The organism is Pseudomonas sp. v388, from assembly GCF_003935425.1.
In the GTDB taxonomy this organism is placed as follows: domain Bacteria; phylum Pseudomonadota; class Gammaproteobacteria; order Pseudomonadales; family Pseudomonadaceae; genus Aquipseudomonas.
Genome location: NZ_RHQN01000004.1, coordinates 79,411 through 98,273, shown reverse-complemented (window position 1 = coordinate 98,273; position 18,863 = coordinate 79,411). Strand labels below are relative to the sequence as shown.

Sequence of the window (18,863 nt, the reverse complement as noted above, 5' to 3'; positions counted from 1 at the left end):
TTGAATGAATGCCGCCACCACAAATCCGCATGAGCCACCAAACGCGGTTCTGGGGGAAGGGAGCTGGCTCGCGACTGCATCAGCCGCGCTGCAAATGGGACTGAACCGCCGCCGTCGCCAGCAAGCTGTCCCTCACCGGCTCCGCGTTGACCTCAGTATCAAGCCGTAACCCGCTCCCCTTGCACCTGCTCCACCTCGATCCGCCCGGCATTCATCCGCACCAGTTGATCGGCAATGTCGAAATACCGGTCATCGTGGCTGATAACAATGATGGTCTTGCCCTGCGCCTTGAGCTCCGGGAGCAGCTCGGTGTAGAACACACGGCGGAAGGCCGGGTCCTGATCCGCCGCCCATTCATCGAAGACCAGCACCGGACGCTCGTCGATCCAGGCATTGATCAGCGCCAGCCGCTTGCGCTGGCCGGTGGACAGGTCGGTGGTGGTGAACTGGCCGTCGCGAATGCTGACCTTGTGGGCGATGTCCAGCCGCTCCAGGTACTTCCCTGCGTCGGCCGGTAATGTTTGCTGGCCCGGCAGCGGTTCGTCGAACAGGTAATAGTCGGCAAAAATCGTGGTGAACAGCTGGCGATAGTCATCCAGCGCCTGAGGCGCCACGGCCTCTCCATTGAGGCGAATCTCGCCCTGTTGCGGCGCGTACAGGCCCAGCAGCAGCTTGATCAGCGTGGTCTTGCCGCAACCGTTCTCACCGATGATGAACACGATATCGCCCTGCTGGATGCTCAGGTTGACCGGTCCCAGATGGAACGACTCACTGCCGGCCACCGGCGGATAGTCGTAGCGCAGCTGATGCAGCTCGATGCTCTGCAACGGCGGCAGCGAGCTGGCGCGGTCAGTGACCAGCAGATGCGGCTCGGGGCTGGAGAAACGCCACGACAGCTCGGCTATCCGGCGCATGGCGACCTGCGCGCGGCTCATCGCCGGCAGCATGTTGATCAGGCGCTCCAGCGGGCCTTTCATGTACAGCATCACCAGTACGAAACCGCCCAGCACGGTCTTTTCGGTGGTCGGCCACATGGCCTGGAAGGCGATGGCGATACCGATGACCGCGAAGAACAGCGTCGAGCCGAACGTCTCCGCCGTGACGAAGATGGTCGCGGCGCGGATGTTGGAGTTGCAGATGGTTTCGGTGGCGTCGTGGATCTGCCGGTCATTCATGTGCTGGCGGCGCTTGCGCTGAATGCGCAGCTCCTTGGCGCCGGCGCAGATCGCCTGGTAATGCTTCTGCAGCTCATCGTCGGCATCCCGGGCACGCTGAATGTTGCGCAGGCCGTAGGCGTGGGCCATGAACTGCGCGCCGGTGCCCAGCACCACGGTCAGGATCGTCAGCGACAGGATCTGCCACGACAGCAGCGCCAGGTACGTCAGGCAACCCAGGGTCACGGTGAAGGCGATGATCATCGGCGCCACCGACAGCGCAAAGGTGCTGATGGTGTTCACGTCGTTGAGCAGCACCGGAATCAGCCGGTGGGAGCGGAAGCGTTCCAGTTGTTCGATGGGCGCGACCAGCACCTTGGCGGTCAGCTCGCGGCGCAGGTTGGCGACCACCCGCTGGCCGACGTAGTTGGTCGCCAGGCTGGACAGAGTGGAGCAGGCCAGGGTCAGCACGCACAGCGCGGCGAACAGCCAGGCCATGCGCGCGGTCGGGCCGCCTTCGATGTTCATGGCCTGGTTGATGGTGGCCAGCAATGCCGTGACGCTCAGCCCGCTGACGATCCCCAGCACGGTGGAAAGGGCCACCAGCCAGCGGAAGGGCTTGAGGATTCTCAGGGTTTCCCGAGCCAGGCTCTGTGATGTGAAAGTCATGCTGTGCTCTCTTGAGGGTCACTGCCGTGACGATTGGCTGCCGTGGTGGGGAGAATCAGAGCTCGCGGGCCACGCGAAAGCCCAGCCAGTCGCCACGCACGTCGGGCTTGCGGCTGTTGCGGTTGCCCGAGCGCGAGAAGATCGGCGCTTCAGTCCAGTCATTGCCGCGGATCATCTTCCAGGTGCAATCGCCGGCCAGCCACGCGCTGCCATCGCTGGGCGCGCCGTTGTAATTGCTGGTTTCGCAATCGGCGGTCCATTCATAGACGTTGCCGTGGGCGTCATAGATGCCGAACGCGTTAGGGCTGTAGCTGCCGGCCGGTGCGGTGTAGCTGAAGCCGTCTTCCGGGCCGTAGGTGTTGGCGTGTCTGGCGATGCCGTAGGTCTTGCCTTCATCCATGGGGAAAGGGAACGGCCCGCTGCTGCCGCCTCGGGCCGCGTACTCGCGGGTGGCTTCGCTGACCATGCTGTATTTCTCGCCGGTCTTTTTCGACAGCCAGGCCACATACGCATTGGCTTCGTTCCAGTCCATACACACCGCCGGCTGGCGTGGGCCGATCGGGTAACGCGGCTGGCCGGCGGTGCATTCGCGGCCCGGCCGGGTGTCGCCATCGGGCATTTGGTAGCCGGTGCTCTTGAGGTAGGCATTCCATTCGCCGCTCAACACCTGGAACCGGCTGACCGCGAAGGGCTTCTTGAAGGTCACTTCATGCAGCGGGCCTTCGTCGGGCTGGCGGCCCATTTCGCTTTCCGGGGCGCCCATGGTGAAGCTGCCCGCCGGCAGGATGACCATTTCCGGACAGTCCTTGCAGTCCTTGAACACCTTGCCAGGCTCGGGATAGATCCCTTTGGCGGAGGCGGGAAGACTGCTTCCCAGGCTCGACAGGGCAACCAGCGACAGGGTGTACAGCACGTGTTTCATAAAAGCCTCGAAGGTCAAAAAGTAGTGCTCGGGTGTCGATGCTCGGCATCAGGCGTCGCGGTCCAGCAACGCCAGGAAACGTTCGATCTCGGCCTCGGTGTTCAACAGGCCGGGCGCGGTGCGCACCACCGGGCCGATATCGCGGCTCACCGCATCGACCACCGCGCGTTGCTTCATCAGGCGCGCCGCGACCTGATCGCAGTCCCGGCCCTTGACCCGAAAGAAGCTGAAACCTGCCGACAGCGAAGGATCCATCGGTGTCACCAGTTCGATGTTGTTGCGCTCATGCAGGCGCTGCTTGAGGTAGGTGTTGAGCTGATGAATGCGCTGTTGAACATCGGCCTTGCCCAGTTGCAGGTGCAGTTCGAATGCTTTGTCCAGCGCCCAGCGGTGCTCGAACGAGTGATAGCCGCCGGGGCTCATGACGGAGCCGAATGAGCTGCCGCCGGAAAACGTCGGGATCAGCGGGCTGATGTCCGTAAGCTGCTCGGAGCGCGCACAGACGATGCCGGTGCCGCGCGGGCCGAACATCCATTTATGGGTGCCGGCCACGAAGAAATCGCAGTTCATTTGCGGGAAGCTCAGATTCTCGACACCGAAACCGTGCACGCCGTCGATGACATAGAGAATGCGGTCCTGGTCGTCCCGCTCGCGATTGCGCTCCTGAACCAGCGCGCCGATTTCGGCGATGGGTAGCTTGACGCCGCTGCCGGACTGCACCCAGGTCATGCCCAGGACGCGGGTGTGTGGGCGAATGTTGCGGGCGATGTTGTCGAGGATTTCATCGCTGGACACGGTTGCCGAATCCTTGAACAGACGAATCCTGCGCACTGCGGTGCCGTCCCGCTGGCGGCGAAAATCCAGGATGGCGCGGGCACACGAATGTTCATGTTCGGTGGTGAGGATTTCCTGACCGGCGCGCACATGCAGGCCGCCGTAAATGATCGCCAGCCCTTCGGTGGTGCTGCCGGTCAGTGCGATCTGCCCGGGGCGTGCGTCGAGGTATCGGCCAGCCCAGGTGCGCACCTGATGCTCGCGCCGCTCGGTTTCCTGAAAATCCCAGTCCATGGCCAGGCCCGGATTGCGGTCGATGAACGCGCGGTGGGCTTCGATCGCTTCACGTACCGGCCTGGGATGCGAGGTCACCAGAAAATTGGAGAAGTGCAGGTACTCCGGGTCCTGGTCGAACAGTCGGCGCAGGCGCGTCCATTTGTCTCCGGCGGTGTGTCCTTCGGCTGCGGCCAGGGTGATAGCGGAGCCCAAGGGCAGGGCGGCCGCCAGCGTGGCAGCCTGCTTGAGAAAGGTTCGGCGGTCGCTCATCGGCCGGCCACCGGTTGGCCGGCGGCCTGGACCTGGGCCCAGACCCGCAGGAAATTGCCGCCCCACAGCTTGGCGATGTCGGCTTCGGCGTAGCCGCGCTCGATCAGTTCGGCGGTCACGTTGCGGGTATCGCCGACGTCGTTGAAGCCGATCACGCCACCGCCGTCGTTGAAGTCGGAACTGATGCCCACGTGGTCGATGCCGATCTTCTTCACCGCGTAATCGATGGCGTTGACGAAGTCCTTTACCGTGGCCTTGGGCTCTTCTTCGAGAATCGCGTAGAGCTTGCCGGCGTAGGCGCCGAAGCGCTGTTCCGGCCAGACGGTGATGATCGGGTCGCCCGGCATCAGCGCCATTTCCAGGTCATGCAGCGGCGGCAGGTCGAAGTCCTTGCGCAGGTCGTTGAGCTTGTCCAGTGTGCGCTGGCTCAGCGGGCGCAGGTAGGCCGGGAACGCGACAATCTGCACCACCCCATCGGTCTGCTTGATCAGCTGCATCTCGGCATCGCTGAGGTTGCGCGGGATGTCCACCAGCGCGCGGGGTGCCGAGTGCGAGGCCACCAGCGGCGTGCGGCTCAGTTGTGCAACCTGTTCCAGCGCCTTGCTGGACATCTGCGACACATCGATGATCACCCCCAGGTCGTTGAGGCGCTGCACCGCCTGCTTGCCCAGGTCCGACAGCCCGCCCAGCGCGTCCGGCGTATCGTTGAGAAACGGCAGCGGGCGCGAGGAGTCGGCCCAACGGTTGTTGCCCACGTAACTGAAGCCGAACATGCGCATACCCCGCGCCGTCCAGCGGTTCAACTGGTCAAGATCGTCGCCCAGCGGGTAGGCATTGAGCATGCTGATGAAGATCGCGAACTTGCCTTCGCCGTGCAGGCGGCGCATGTCGTCAGGGGTGTAGGCGATGCCGACCTGATGGGGGAAGTCGCGCACCAGCCTGGTGATGATTTTGTAGCGCACCTCCTGCTGCATACGCGCTTCTTCGACAAAGCCCGCGGTCGGCCGGTGCGGCGCGTTGGGGCCGTTCCAGATTTCCGGCCAGCCGAACACCGTCAACGCCGCGCCGGACAACCGGCCCCGGGCCGTTTTCACCAGGTCGAATTGGCCGCTGCCGTCCTTGTCTGCCTCGTTGCCTTCGCTGCCGAATTTCATCGGCACGGTGATATGGCTGTCGAACGAGACGATCCGCTCCTGGATGGACTCGGCCTGCTGCATGATCTTGACCGGGTAGCCCGCCGGCGACCAGTAATTCCAGGCCAGAAAGCCCGCCCCGGCGCTGACGGCCAGGGCCAGGGGCAGTCCGATGAGCAGAGCCTTTTTCCAACGCGGTTTCGTCATTGCCGTCTCGTTCAGGTTGACCATTTCAGAAGCAGGCACCAGGGCCTTTGCTATTTGGGGAGAACGAGCGGATGGCGGAAAAATTTAGCGTCGCGGCGGCAAGTGGCACCAGGGCCTAAATTTCCCGCCCCAGGCTACGTTCTAGCTGGATGACGGCTGTCTCGGGGCTGGAACAGGTAGGGTAATGACGATTTCACGACGAGGTTTCATAGCGGGCCTGGCGCTGACCGGCGCTGCGGTTCCGGCGGCTTATTACGCACATCGTGAACTCACGCGGGTCGATCATCCTGTTACTCCCGGCGAAGCCACGCCCGGTCCTGCGGATAAAGCCACCCAGCGCCTGGCCGACAAGCTGCGCGGCGTCTGGGATATCCAGTTCGAAGGGCGCGACGCGGGCCTGGCCGGTGCGCCGCTGCACGGCCTGCAGATGTTTCTCGACATTGCGCCCCGTGGTCGCGGCCTGCGCGGATTCATCGACACGCCCGAGCGCCTGCGCAGTGATGACACGCCGCGCTTCCGGGTAATCGGTGACCTGCATGCCGATCAAGGCCAAACGTTGTATTTCCGGGTCATGGACGGCACGGCGGGTGATGGCCCGCAAAGCGACACAGCGGATTACGAATTCAGCCTGCTGCTCGATGAAGTCTGGGGCGCGTTCGGCAATGCCGGCAGCGGCAGCCTGAGCGGGCGAGTGCAGCGCCTGGACCGGGCCTTGATGTTGCCGGAACTCGACAACCGTTTCCTGGCGGTCAAACAGGTCTTTCCCGAGGCCCGTGAGCGGATCGAACTGACGCCACCGTTTCTCGCCTGGCTGATATCCCATGAACACCGGCTGTTCCACCAGCTCTGGCATGCGTCGCGGGACAAATGGCATCGGCTGCCCGAAGCCAAGCGCGAAGGCTTGCGCGGACTGGGCTGGCAGCCCGGCCCGCGAGACAGGGAGCGCGATGCCCGCGGGCCGACCAAGGATCGCAACGGTTCGGGGGTGGACTTCCTGTACATGCACCGGCACATGCTGATCCAGGCGCGCAAGATTCAGGCGCTGCCGTCGTGGCCGCGTTTTCCCATGCCGCAGCCGGAACTGGAGCGTGACCGCCTGGGGTTTGCCCGTTACTTCGACAACCACGACGGCTGCTCGCTGCCGCCCAACTGGCTGGCGCCGGGCGATGAGCAATACACCCAGCTGGTCAGCGACATCAAGAGTGCCGAAACCTGGCACACCCATTTTGAAGTCTGGGAATCGCGCTATCGCGACTCGCGGTATCTCTCGACCCTGACCTTGGGACAGTTCGGTTCGCAGGTTGAACTGGAATTGCACGACTGGCTGCACATGCGCTGGGCGTCGGTGGCGCGAGACCCGGCCAACGGCCAGCCGGTGCCGATGGCGCGGCGTTCGGACGACTTCGCCGAGCGCTGGTTTGGTCCGGAAAACGACTTTCTCGCCGACCCGTTTTCTTCCCATGTCAATCCGGTGTTCTGGCTGTTTCATGGCTGGATCGACGACCGCATCGAGGACTGGTATCGCGCCCATGAGCGTTTTCATCCGGGAGAGGTCAGCCGCCTGGAAGTCAACGGCGTGCCCTGGTTCAGTTCAGCCCGCTGGGTCGATATCAACGACCCGTGGCTGGGGCCGGATACCCATGGCTGTAGCACCACGCCGGGTCTGACTGTCGGCAGCAGCCTGGAAATGGACCCGGAAGTCATGAAGCTCGCGCTGCGCATCACCTTCGCCGCCGATGAAAAGCTGGGCGATCTGCTACGCCGCGTGCCGCGTCGGCCGTGGTATGCACAAAATATCCTGTCCGCTCTGGGCCTTTAGGAGCGGACCGGGCGGCGCTCCGCTTGTGCGCGAAGCCATACACATAGTGCGAACGCACCGCCGCCTTCGCCAGCAAGACGGATCGCCGCCCGCTGGCTCCTACACATTTGATGTGTATCTCATTTCTGTAGGAGCGACCTTGGTCGCGAAAGGGCAGTTACCGACGCAGCAGACTCGTTGCCAGGAATGACGTCATCGCCATCAAGCTGGCCTCTACACGTTGGATGCGCGCCTCGTTTCTGTGGGAGCGAGCTTGCTCGCGAAAGGGCCATTACGGACGCTGCAGCCTCGTCGCCAGGAATGACGTCATCGCGGGCAAGCGCGTCTACGGAACTGTTTGCCAACCGCCGCCCAGCGCCTTGTACAGCGCAATGCTCGCCTGCACCCGTGCCAGACGCAGCTGCACGCTGACGTCCTGAGCCAGGTACAGGGTGCGTTGGCTTTCCAGTACGGTGAGCAAATCCTCGGCGCCGGCTTCATAGCGGCTCTGGGCGATGCGGAACGCGGTTTGCGCCTGGCGCAGTTCTTCTTCATGCCAGTAGCGTTGCCGGTCCAGCCCGCTGATGCTGTTCAGGGCTTTTTCCACGTCGGCAAAAGCGTTGACAATGGCGCCGCGATAGGTTTCCAGCAGTTCTTCCTGGCGCGCCGTGGCGCGGTCTTGTTCGGCGCTCAACCGCCCGTTATTGAAGATCGGCCCGGCCAGCCCGGCGGCGAGGCTGGAGAACGGCGCGCGCAGCCAGTCTTCGGCGCGGACCGATTCAGTGCCCAGGCTGGCGCTCAGGGTCAGTTTGGGAAACAACGCGGCCCGCGCCACGCGGACATCGGCCTGTGCGGCGGCCAGTTCGGCTTCGGCCTTGGCCAGGTCCGGACGGCGGGTCAGCAGTTCGCCGGGCACGCCGCTGCCGATCCGCGGAAAGCTCAGGCTGTCGAACGGCTGCTCGCCCAGTTGCAGGTTTTGCACCGGCTGGCCGAGCAGGGCGGCGAGGGTGATGCGTTGTTCGTTGGCCAGTTGCTGGATGCGTGGCAATTCCCGCTGCTGGGCGGCGACCAGATTCTTCTGCTGCGCCAGCTCCAGGGCGGTGGCCGAACCCGAGTCGTAACGGGTCTGCACCAGCTTGAGCACGTCCTGCGCGTTGGCCAGATTCAGTTCGGCGATGCGCCGCTGTTCCCTGGCGGCCAGGGCTTGTGCGTAGCGGTCCGCCACATTGCCGAGCAGTGTCAGCTCCACGGTGGCCTGATCGAATTCGCTGGCCTTGAGCAGTTGCCCGGCGCTGTCCCGAGCCGCCGCGACGCCACCCCAGAAATCCACTTCATAACTGGCGGTCAGGTTGCTGGTGAAGCTGTCCTGGTTGTTGTCGTCGAAACGGTTGGCCTTGCGATCCTGGCGGCGGGTGAACTTGTTGCGTTCGCCGCGCAGGTCGTAGCTGACTTCCGGCAGCAGCGGAGCGCCGCCGATCACCGCCGCAGCCTGGGCCTGACGCAGGCGCGCCATGGCCGCGCCGATCTCATGGCTGTCGCGCCGGGCCTGCTCGATCAGGCGGTTCAGTTGTGGACTGCCGAATCCCCGCCACCATTGCGCGTCGCTGCGCTGGGCGGCCGCGTCGTCGGCGAAGGCCCAGCGGGCCGGCGGCGCAATGCCCGTCTCGGAACGCGGCGGCGTGGAATGACAGGCCGCCAGCAGCAGGCAGGTTGTCAATAAGCTGAGCGTCGGTTTCATCGAAAGATCATTCACTGGTGAGGGCCGCGACCGGGTCGAGGCGGGCGGCCTTGCGGGCCGGCATGAAACCGAAAATCACCCCGGTGACCAGCGCACAGCCCAAGGCACCCAGCACGGCGGACAATGAGAACGCCACCGCGACCTTGCCCAGCAGCAGTGCGCCGCCCATGCCCAGCGCGAGGACGATTCCGGCCAGGCCGCCCACCACCGAAAGCATCACCGCTTCGGTGAGGAACTGGCGCAGGATGTCCCGCTGCCGCGCACCGGTGGCCATGCGGATGCCGATTTCCCGGGTCCGCTCGCGCACGGTCATGAGCATGATGTTCATCACCCCGATGCCGCCCACCAGCAGGGAAATCGCCGCGATGGCGCCGAGCATCAGCGACAGAGTGTTCTGGGTCCGGGCTTCGGCCTGGATCATCGCGGCGTTGTTGGTCAGTTCGTAGTCCGGCTTGCCGTTGTGCAAACGTTGCATCAACTGATGGATAGCGGCTTCCGCCTGCTTGACGTTGTCCGCGTTGCGGGTAGCGACGGTGACGTATTCCGGGTCCTGGGTGCCGAACAGGCGAATGCTCGCCGCCGAGTAAGGGATGGCGATGCGGTTGTCGCTGTCCATATCGCCGGAGCTGGCGCCTTTTTCCTGGAGCACGCCCACCACCTGGAACGGCACGTTCTCGATCAGGATGTATTGACCGATGGGGTCGAGGCCGTCCTTGAACAGTTTCTGCCGGACCTTGTAGCCGATCACTGCGACCGCTGCCGCGTTGCGTTCATCCGCATCGGTGAAATAACTGCCCTCGGCCACCGGCCAGTTGAAGATCGCCGGAAAATGGGTGTCGTTGCCGCCGACATAGGCGGAGTGGTCGACATTGCCGAACCTGACCCCGGCCTGACCGCCGTTGACCGGCATGATCATCTGCACTTCAGGCAACGCGCCGATGGCCGCGACTTCTTCCAGCGTGATGATGCCCTTGGGCGCGCGCGGAGTGGCGGGCTTGCCGTTGAGGTAAATGATGTTGGAACCGAACGACGACATCTGCGCCATCACCTGCCGCTTGCTGCCTTCGCCCACCGCCAGCATCACCACCACCGAGGCCACGCCGATGACGATGCCCAGCAAGGTCAGTGCAGTACGGAAACGGTTGATCCACATCACCCGCCATGCGGCCTGCACGGCGTCGCGCAATTCGCCTTTCCACGCGCCGCTGTGGAGGCTGCCCTGGTTCAGGCGTTGGCGCAGGTCCGGCGCGTGCAGGGCGTTCGCGGTTTCGGGCTGATGGCTGGCGGTGTCGCTGACGATCAGGCCATCGCTGATTTCGATGATGCGCTGGGCCCGCGCCGCCACGGCACGGTCGTGAGTGATGAGGATGATCACATGACCCTGGCCGGCGAGTTCGTCGAGCAGTGCCATGACTTCAGTGCCGCTGTGGCTGTCCAGCGCGCCGGTGGGTTCGTCGGCGAGAATGATATGCCCGCCGTTCATCAAGGCCCGGGCGATGGACACCCGCTGTTGCTGGCCGCCGGACAATTGATGCGGGCGGTTGCCGGTGCGCGCTTCCAGACCCAGCCGGGCCAGCAGCGCGGCGGCGCGGGCGTGACGTTCGGCGGCGGGCGTTCCGGCATAGATCGCCGGCATCTCGACGTTTTCCTGGGCCGAGCCGGAGGGGATCAGGTGATAGCCCTGGAACACGAAGCCGAACGCCTCGCGGCGCAGCCACGCCAGTTCGTCGCTGCCCAGCCCGGCGACGTCTTCGCCGGCGAACAGATACTGGCCGCTGCTGGGACGATCCAGGCAGCCGAGGATGTTCATCAGCGTCGATTTGCCCGAGCCGGAAGCGCCGACGATGGCGACGAACTCACCGGGATGGATCGCCAGGTCGATGCCGCGCAGCACATCGACACGCGGGCTGTCACCGCCGCCATAGGATTTGCGGATGTTCCGCAGGTCGATCAGAGGCGTGGGCATTCAGCCTCCGCTGCCGAGGGTCGGCTTGACCAGCAACCGGTCGCCTTCGTCCAGCCCTTCGAGGACCTGCACCCGCAGCCGGTCGCTGATGCCGGTGCGCACCGTGCGTTGCTCGATAGCGCCGTCGCCGGTCAGCACCTGGGCCAGTTGCAGGTTGGGTTGCGGTCCGTGCTGCAAGGCAGAGATCGGAGCGGTCAGGGCATTGCGCGCGCTGTCGGCGACGAAGAAAATCTGTGCGGTCATTTCCGCCATCAACGCCTGATCGGCATTTTCCACGTCCAGCAGCACGGTGTAGAGCACCACCCGGCCGCCGCCGTTCTTGCCGGCACTGCTGGGGCTGCCGCCGCCCTGGTTGGCTTGATCCAGCGGTTTGGGCGGTACCGGCAGAATCTGCCGCACCGTGCTGCTCCAGCGTCGGGTGCCGCCGCTCAAGGTCGTGAAGTAGGCGTTCATGCCCGGTTTGACATGGCCGATATCGGCTTCCGACACTTCGGCCCAGACCGTCATCGGCGACAGCCGGGCGATACGCAGAATCAGCGGGGTCTGTTGCTGGGCATTCAGGGTCTGGCCTTCGCGGGCGTCCAGCGCGACCACGGTGCCGGTCATCGGGGCGTAGATGCGGGTGTAGCCCAGCGCCGCTTCATCACTGCGCAACGCGGCCTGGGCTTCAAGGATCTGCGCCTTGAACATGTCGACCCGTGCCTGGGTCGCACGGTATTCCGATTCTGCCGCCTGGACATCTTCGGCGCGGGTGGCGCCGCCGGCGGCCAGGCTTTTCTGGCGTTGCTGCTTTTGCCCGGCCAGCTGATGCAGGGCCCGTTGTTCGGCGAGTTGCGCCTTGAGATTCTCGATGGCGTAGCGCGCCGCGTCGAGCTTGGCTTTCTGGGTCGACGGGTCGATCTCCACCAGCAGTTGACCTTCCTTGACCTGATCGCCGACCTGGGCATGGATCTTCATGATCTGCCCGGTAGCCTGGGAACCGACATCCACGTAGCTGCGCGGTTGCAGCGTGCCCAGGGCAGTGACACTGCTTTCGATGTCGCCGCGGGTCACCGTCACGGTCGGCGCCTCGCCCTGGCTATCGGGCAGGATTCGCCACGCGCAAAGGGCAATGATCGGGAACAGGCACAGCGTAACAAGAACGATGCGTCGAGGTTGTCGGGAGCGTTTCATGCAGGGTTCCTGCCGGGGAAAGACACCCGGACGGCAAGCAGCCGCCGGGGAAACTGTCCATTAGACGAGGGCCGTGCGCGGGAATTTAGCGAGGTGGATTGGCAGGCGTGAGTAAATTTCCTGCGCAGGTTTCGTTCAGTGATGGCCCGTCCTGCAAAAACAATGTTCTGTAGGAGCGACCTTGGTCACGAAGAGGCCGGTGCAGCTGCAATGGGTGTTCCTGCGGATCTGGCGCCTTCGTTACTGAGGGCCGTCCTGCAAAAACGGTGTTCTGTAGGAGCGACCTTGGTCGCGAAGAGGCCGGTGCAGCTGCAATGGATATTCCTGCAGATCTAACGCCTTCGCGACCAGGCTCGGTCCTACAGGTAAACCCTCGCCACAGTGGAGTCAGTGTGATCATTTCCAGAATTTTTCTAGCCGGTCTCTGCGGCGTACTGGCGGTTCCGCTGTGTGCCGTGGCCGATCAGGACCCGTCCGCGCAGATCCGCCGCACCGGATTCGGCGTGCCGCACATCCTGGCCAAGGACGAACGCGGCCTGGGCTACGGTATCGGCTATGCCTACGCCCAGGACAACCTGTGCCTGCTGGCCAACGAGATCGTCACGGTCCACGGTCAACGCTCGCGGTTCTTCGGGCCGGATCAGGCAACCCTGGAAAAGCGCAACAACCTGGCCAGCGACCTGTTCTTCCAGTGGCTGAACACCCCGGAAGCGGTCGCCGGTTTCTGGGAGGCCCAGCCGAGCGAGATCCGCCAGTTGATGCAAGGCTATGCCGACGGCTATAACCGGTCCTTGAAAGAACAGGCGGCCAGCGGCCTGCCCGAAGCCTGTCAGGGTGAATGGGTCAGGTCCATCGACAGCAACGATCTGGTGCGCTTGAGTCGACGTCTACTGGTCGAAGGCGGGCTCGGACAGTTCACCGAAGCGATTGCCGGCGCCCGACCGCCGCAGCGCGAGAAGCAGAACGCGCAGTTGTCGAGCGAACGCAACCGCCAACTCCAGGCCTTGCAGGCCGCCGCCGAACGCAACCAACGCTTCGCTCTGGAACGCGGCAGCAATGCGGTGGCGATCGGGCGTGACCTGTCGTTCAATGGCCGCGGCCTGCTGCTGGCCAATCCGCATTTCCCGTGGAGCGGCGGCATGCGCTTCTATGAAATGCACCTGACCATCCCCGGCAAGCTCGATGTCATGGGTGCGTCGCTGCCTGGCCTGCCGTTGATCAATATCGGTTTCAACCAGCATCTGGCCTGGACCCACACGGTCGATACCTCCAAACACTTCACCTTGCACCGCCTGCAACTGGACCCCAAGGACCCGACCCGCTACCTGCTGGACGGGCAGTCCAAAGCCATGACCGGCCGCCGCATTCAGGTCGAGGCCAAGCAGCCCGACGGCAGTCTGAAAGCGATAACCCGCACGGTCTGGTCTTCCGAGTTCGGGCCGGTGGTGCAGTGGCCGGGCAAGCTGGACTGGAACCATCAGGTGGCTTTCAGTCTGCGCGACGCCAATCTGGACAACGACCGCGTCTTGCAGCAGTGGTACGCCATGGATCAGGCCGACAGCCTGCAAGCGTTGCAGGATTCGGTGCACAAGCATCAGGGCATTCCGTGGGTCAATACCGTGGCGGTGGATGCCCAGGGCCAGGCGCTGTACATGAACCTGTCGGTGGTGCCCAACGTCGATGCCGGCAAACTGGCGCAGTGCAGCGACCCACGGCTGGGCACGGCGATGATCGTGCTCGACGGCTCGCACAGTGCCTGCAACTGGGAGGTCAGCGCCGACTCGGCCCAGCCGGGCATCTATCCTTCGTCGCAACAGCCGCAGTTGCAGCGTACCGACTACGTGCAGCATTCCAACGACTCGGCGTGGATGGTCAACCCGGCGGCACCGCTCACCGGTTTCTCGCCGTTGATCAGCCAGGATGGTCAGGCGCTTGGCCAGCGCACCCGCTTCGCGCTGGATCGCCTTGCCAGCCTGCAACGTTCGGGCAAGGTCAGCGTGGCGGCTTTGCAGGCCATGGTCATGGATAACGAGGTGTATCAGACCGGCCAGGTGCTGCCCGACCTGTTGCAGTTCTGCGCTTCAAGCCTGGGTGCTGATGCGGCGCGTCTGAATGCGCTGTGTACGGCGCTGAAAAGCTGGGACCGGCGCGCCGAGCTGAGCAGTGGGGCGGGCCTGGTGTACTTCCAGAAAATCATGGCCGGCCTGCAAAGCGTGCCGTCGCGCTGGCGGGTGCCGTTCGATGCCCGCGACCCGGCGCACACGCCGCGCGGTCTGGCCCTCGACAAGCCGGAAGTCGCCGCCGCACTGCGCAGCGCCCTGTTGGCGGTGGCCGATGAAGCGCAGAAAACCGGGTTGCCGGCGGACCTGCGCTGGGGCGATGTGCAGGTTTCCAGCGCGACCGGTACGCCAATTCCGATCCACGGCGGGCCGGCAGAGCTGGGCGTCTATAACGCCATGCAAACCGTGGCAGGCCAGGACGGCAAGCGTGAAGTGGTCAGCGGCAGCAGTTATCTGCAGGTGGTGAGCTTTGACGACCAGGGGCCGAAAGCACAGGGGCTGTTGACGTTCTCGGTTTCCAGCAATCCGCAATCCGCTCATTCCGGTGACCAGACCCAAGCGTTCTCCAGAAAACAGTGGAGCACGCTGCCGTTCACCGAAGAGCAGATCAAGGCGGATCCGGAGTATTCGCTGCAAGTGATCAAGGCAGAAAAGTAGCCAATAGACGGTGGTGTGGGAGCGGACCGGGCGGCGCTCCCACAGGGGATGGTCGTGCAGACTCTTCAACCGCCCGGGGTATCGATATCCGCATCATGGCCTTGGGTGGGTTGCAGGTTGCGCTGGGTCTTGGGCTTTTGCTGAGGCTCGTAGTCCGGCACGTAGGCGCTGTTTTCTCCGTCCTGCGGGCCGGACGACCGGGATTGCTGCTGTGACTGGGATTGGGACTGGGATTGCCCAGGCGTCGAAGGCTGGCCCTGATCATCCGGGGTCCGGGGATCGATAGCCGGGTCGTTGCGATCCTGGGTCGGGTTATGTTGGCCGGGAGCCTGTTCTTTTTGCTGTTGCGGTTCCTTGGACATATGCACCTCGCTGGCATTTCAAATGGAATGCTTACCAGGTTTTGAGGGCAGGGGCGCGCAGTCGTTCGACGAAACTGCTCCGCCAATGAAAAAGGGAAGCCCTGAGGCTTCCCTTTTTGTCATTTGCACTACCGATCAGAGCACTTGCTTGATCGCGTCGCAGACCACGTCGATGTTCTTCTCGTTCAGCGCCGCGACACAGATACGACCGGTGTCCAGGGCATAGATGCCGAACTCGCTGCGCAGACGCTGGGCCTGTGCGGCGGTCAGGCCGGAGTAGGAGAACATCCCGCACTGGCGTGCCACGAAGCTGAAGTCCTGACCGGCCGGGTTGTCCGCCAGACGCTCGACCATCGCCTTGCGCATGGCGTGGATGCGAGTGCGCATCTGGCCCAGTTCTTCTTCCCATACGGCACGCAGCGCCGGGTCGTTGAGCACGGCCGCGGAGATGATCGCGCCGTGGGTCGGCGGGTTGGAATAGTTGGTGCGGATCACCCGCTTGACCTGGGACAGCACGCGAGCTGTCTCTTCAGCCGACTCGGTGATGATCGACAGCGCGCCGACCCGCTCGCCGTACAGCGACAGCGACTTGGAGAACGACGTGGAGGCGAAGAAAGTCAACCCGGAAGCGGCGAACAGGCGCACCGCCACCGCGTCTTCCTGGATACCCTGGCCGAAACCCTGATACGCCATGTCCAGGAACGGCACGTGACCCTTGGCCTTGACCACGTCCAGCACGTTTTTCCAGTCATCGACGCTCAGGTCGACGCCGGTCGGGTTGTGGCAGCAGGCGTGCAGCACGACGATGGAGTTGTCCGGCAGGTTGCGCAGGTCTTCGAGCATGCCGGCCCGGTCCACGTCATGGGTGGCGGCGTCGTAGTAGCGATAGTCCTGAACCGGGAAACCGGCGGCCTCGAACAGCGCGCGGTGGTTTTCCCAGCTCGGGTCGCTGATGGCAACCACGGCGCCGGGCAGCAGGCGCTTGAGGAAGTCCGCGCCGATCTTCAGCGCCCCGGTGCCGCCCACCGATTGGGTGGTCAAGACACGGCCGGAAGCGATCAGCGGTGAATCGGCGCCCAGCAGCAGTTTCTGCACCGCCAGGTCGTAGGCGCCGATACCGTCGATCGGCAGGTAGCCGCGGGGCGCATGCTGCGCAACGCGAATCTTCTCGGCTTCAGCCACTGCGCGCAGCAATGGAATGCGCCCGTCTTCGTCACAGTAGACACCCACGCCAAGATTGACCTTGGTGGTGCGGGTGTCGGCGTTGAATGCTTCGTTGATACCCAGGATCGGATCGCGGGGCGCCATTTCGACAGCGGAGAAGAGGCTCATTGTTTGCGGCAGCTCTGAATGAAGAGGGAAGGGGAAACCGCTCCGGCTGAATGCGCCAGAACAGTGCACAAGCGGGGACACAGTATAGAGAGCATCCCGGAGAGGGGCGACAGGCTCCAGGGCTTTTTTGCGAGGTTTTTTGCACGATTTGCAGAACGTTCGTCAGCCTGTGGCCTCAATCTTTTAACCGTTGATGCAATGCGTGGCTTGAAAGGCGAGGATATGGCTCCATCTAGAGGGTTATCTCACTCTACCGGCTACGTCTTTCCCCGACGGGAGAAGGCGTCGGCGTCTGTTTTACGAGCGAGTCTGTTGGGCGCCGGATCTGCGCACCCGAACTGAGAGGTTATTTATGTCCGAGTTCCAGCTCGTCACCCGTTTCAAGCCGGCCGGCGATCAGCCCGAAGCCATCCGCCTGATGGTCGAAGGCATCGAGGCGGGCCTCGCGCACCAGACGCTGCTCGGCGTGACCGGCTCGGGCAAGACCTTCAGCATCGCCAACGTCATTTCCCAGGTGAAGCGTCCGACCCTGGTGCTGGCCCCGAACAAGACCCTGGCGGCCCAGCTGTACGGCGAGTTCAAGGCATTCTTCCCGAACAATGCGGTCGAGTATTTCGTCTCGTACTACGACTACTACCAGCCCGAAGCCTATGTGCCGTCATCGGACACCTTCATCGAGAAGGACGCATCGATCAACGACCATATCGAACAGATGCGACTGTCGGCGACCAAAGCGCTGCTGGAACGCAAGGACGCAATCATCGTCACTACCGTGTCGTGCATCTATGGCCTGGGCAGCCCGGAAACCTATCTGCGCATGGTCCTGCACATCGACCGTGGCGACAAACTCGACCAGCGCGCCTTGCTGCGCCGCCTGGCGGACCTGCAATACACCCGTAACGATATGGACTTTGCCCGCGCCACGTTCCGGGTGCGCGGTGATGTGATCGATATCTATCCCGCCGAATCGGACCTGGAAGCGATCCGCGTGGAGTTGTTCGACGACGAGGTCGAGAGCCTGTCGGCGTTCGATCCGCTGACCGGCGAAGTGATTCGCAAGCTGCCGCGCTTTACCTTCTACCCCAAGAGCCACTACGTGACGCCCCGCGAAACGCTGCTCGAAGCGATGGAAGGCATCAAGGTCGAGCTGCAAGAGCGCCTGGAATATCTGCGCAGCCAGAACAAGCTGGTGGAAGCCCAGCGCCTGGAGCAGCGCACCCGTTTCGACCTGGAAATGATGCTGGAGCTGGGCTACTGCAACGGCATCGAAAACTACTCGCGCTACCTGTCGGGCCGTCCATCCGGCGCGCCACCGCCGACGCTGTACGACTATCTGCCGCCCGACGCGCTGCTGGTGATCGACGAGTCGCACGTCAGTGTTTCCCAGGTCGGTGCCATGTACAAAGGCGACAGGTCCCGTAAGGAAACCCTGGTGGAATACGGTTTCCGTCTGCCCTCGGCGCTGGACAACCGGCCGATGCGTTTCGACGAATGGGAAGCCGTCAGCCCGCAGACCATCTTCGTTTCGGCCACGCCTGGCAACTATGAAGCCGAACACGCCGGGCGCATCATCGAACAGGTCGTCAGGCCTACCGGTCTGGTGGACCCGCTGGTGGAAGTCCGTCCCGCGCTGACCCAGGTGGACGACCTGCTGTCGGAGATCAATAAATGCGTGGCCAAGGATGAGCGGGTGCTGGTCACCGTGCTGACCAAGCGCATGGCCGAAGACTTGACCGATTACCTGGCCGATCATGGAGCGAAGGTCCGCTATCTGCACTCGGACATCGATACGGTCGAACGGGTCGAGATCATTCGTGACCTGCGTCTGGGGACGTTCGACGTGGTGGTGGGGATCAACCTGCTGCGCGAAGGCCTGGACATGCCGGAAGTGGCGCTGGTGGCGATTCTGGATGCCGACAAGGAAGGCTTCCTGCGTTCCGACCGCTCGCTGATCCAGACCATCGGCCGAGCGGCGCGCAATCTCAAGGGCCGGGCGATTTTGTATGCCGATCGCATGACCGGCTCCATGGAACGCGCCATCAACGAAACCGAGCGTCGCCGCGAGAAGCAGATCGCTTTTAACGAGGCCAACGGCATCACGCCTATCGGCGTATCCAGGGACGTGGCCGATATCCTCGAAGGCGCCACCGTGCCGGGTTCGCGCAGCAAGAAGCGCAAGGGCATGGCCAAGGCGGCGGAAGAGAACGCCAAGTACGAAAACGAACTGCGTTCGCCCAGCGAGATCACCAAGCGCATCCGCCAGCTGGAAGAGAAAATGTACCAACTGGCCCGCGACCTGGAATTCGAAGCCGCCGCGCAGATGCGCGACGAGATCGGCAAATTGCGTGAGCGTTTGCTGGCGGTCTGATGGG

At 63.7% G+C, this 18,863-nt stretch carries 12 protein-coding genes; 3 read left to right on the top strand and 9 right to left on the bottom strand.

All coding sequences use genetic code 11. The features are described from left to right. Positions 1–158: 158 nt before the first annotated feature. From EGJ27_RS11185 to pvdM, 4 genes are read right to left on the bottom strand one after another with little or no spacing between them, the layout of a single operon-like run. Positions 159–1,823, bottom strand: a complete 1,665-nt coding sequence (locus tag EGJ27_RS11185; protein ID WP_125830808.1) for a cyclic peptide export ABC transporter — start codon at positions 1,821–1,823, stop codon at positions 159–161. Positions 1,824–1,878: 55 nt separating this feature from the next. Then, entirely contained in the window at positions 1,879–2,745 is an 867-nt protein-coding gene (locus tag EGJ27_RS11180; protein ID WP_125830807.1) for a formylglycine-generating enzyme family protein, read from the bottom strand. A 48-nt stretch (positions 2,746–2,793) separates the two neighbouring features. Next, the gene (locus EGJ27_RS11175; protein WP_125830806.1) at positions 2,794–4,065 is read right to left on the bottom strand and encodes an aminotransferase class V-fold PLP-dependent enzyme; all 1,272 of its coding nucleotides are present in this window, start codon (positions 4,063–4,065) and stop codon (positions 2,794–2,796) included. Continuing rightward, complete coding sequence (pvdM, locus tag EGJ27_RS11170; RefSeq protein ID WP_125830805.1) at positions 4,062–5,405, bottom strand: pyoverdine-tailoring dipeptidase-like protein PvdM; 1,344 nt, start codon at positions 5,403–5,405, stop codon at positions 4,062–4,064. Before pvdM ends, EGJ27_RS11175 begins: the two co-directional genes overlap by 4 nt. A gap of 184 nt (positions 5,406–5,589) precedes the next feature. Between pvdM and EGJ27_RS11165 the strand changes: the two genes are divergently transcribed. Beyond that, complete coding sequence (locus EGJ27_RS11165; protein WP_125830804.1) at positions 5,590–7,224, top strand: PvdJ/PvdD/PvdP-like protein; 1,635 nt, start codon at positions 5,590–5,592, stop codon at positions 7,222–7,224. 325 nt (positions 7,225–7,549) lie between these two features. On the opposite strand, the gene EGJ27_RS11160 is transcribed toward EGJ27_RS11165, so the two are convergent. Genes EGJ27_RS11160 through EGJ27_RS11150 form a run of 3 tightly spaced genes read right to left on the bottom strand, consistent with a single transcriptional unit; the run spans position 7,550 to position 12,080 of the window. Further along, positions 7,550–8,941, bottom strand: coding sequence for an efflux transporter outer membrane subunit (locus EGJ27_RS11160; protein WP_125830803.1), 1,392 nt, complete (start codon positions 8,939–8,941; stop codon positions 7,550–7,552). Between the two features lie 7 nt (positions 8,942–8,948). Next, positions 8,949–10,907, bottom strand: a complete 1,959-nt coding sequence (locus EGJ27_RS11155; RefSeq protein ID WP_125830802.1) for a MacB family efflux pump subunit — start codon at positions 10,905–10,907, stop codon at positions 8,949–8,951. Next, a complete protein-coding gene (locus tag EGJ27_RS11150) occupies positions 10,908–12,080 on the bottom strand; it encodes an efflux RND transporter periplasmic adaptor subunit (RefSeq protein ID WP_125830801.1) in 1,173 nt (390 codons plus the stop codon). Between the two features lie 392 nt (positions 12,081–12,472). Between EGJ27_RS11150 and EGJ27_RS11145 the strand changes: the two genes are divergently transcribed. Further along, complete coding sequence (locus EGJ27_RS11145) at positions 12,473–14,797, top strand: acylase (protein ID WP_371920850.1); 2,325 nt, start codon at positions 12,473–12,475, stop codon at positions 14,795–14,797. A gap of 65 nt (positions 14,798–14,862) precedes the next feature. Here EGJ27_RS11145 and EGJ27_RS11140 read toward each other — a convergent pair whose 3' ends face one another. Together EGJ27_RS11140 and EGJ27_RS11135 are read right to left on the bottom strand one after the other, a co-directional pair. Continuing rightward, positions 14,863–15,159 (bottom strand): hypothetical protein, encoded by a 297-nt coding sequence (locus EGJ27_RS11140; protein WP_125830799.1) that lies wholly within the window; start codon positions 15,157–15,159, stop codon positions 14,863–14,865. Positions 15,160–15,294: 135 nt separating this feature from the next. Beyond that, positions 15,295–16,491, bottom strand: a complete 1,197-nt coding sequence (locus EGJ27_RS11135; protein ID WP_125830798.1) for an amino acid aminotransferase — start codon at positions 16,489–16,491, stop codon at positions 15,295–15,297. Positions 16,492–16,843: 352 nt separating this feature from the next. Between EGJ27_RS11135 and uvrB the strand changes: the two genes are divergently transcribed. After that, entirely contained in the window at positions 16,844–18,859 is a 2,016-nt protein-coding gene (gene uvrB / locus EGJ27_RS11130) for an excinuclease ABC subunit UvrB (RefSeq protein WP_125830797.1), read from the top strand. The last annotated feature ends 4 nt before the right edge of the window (positions 18,860–18,863 follow it).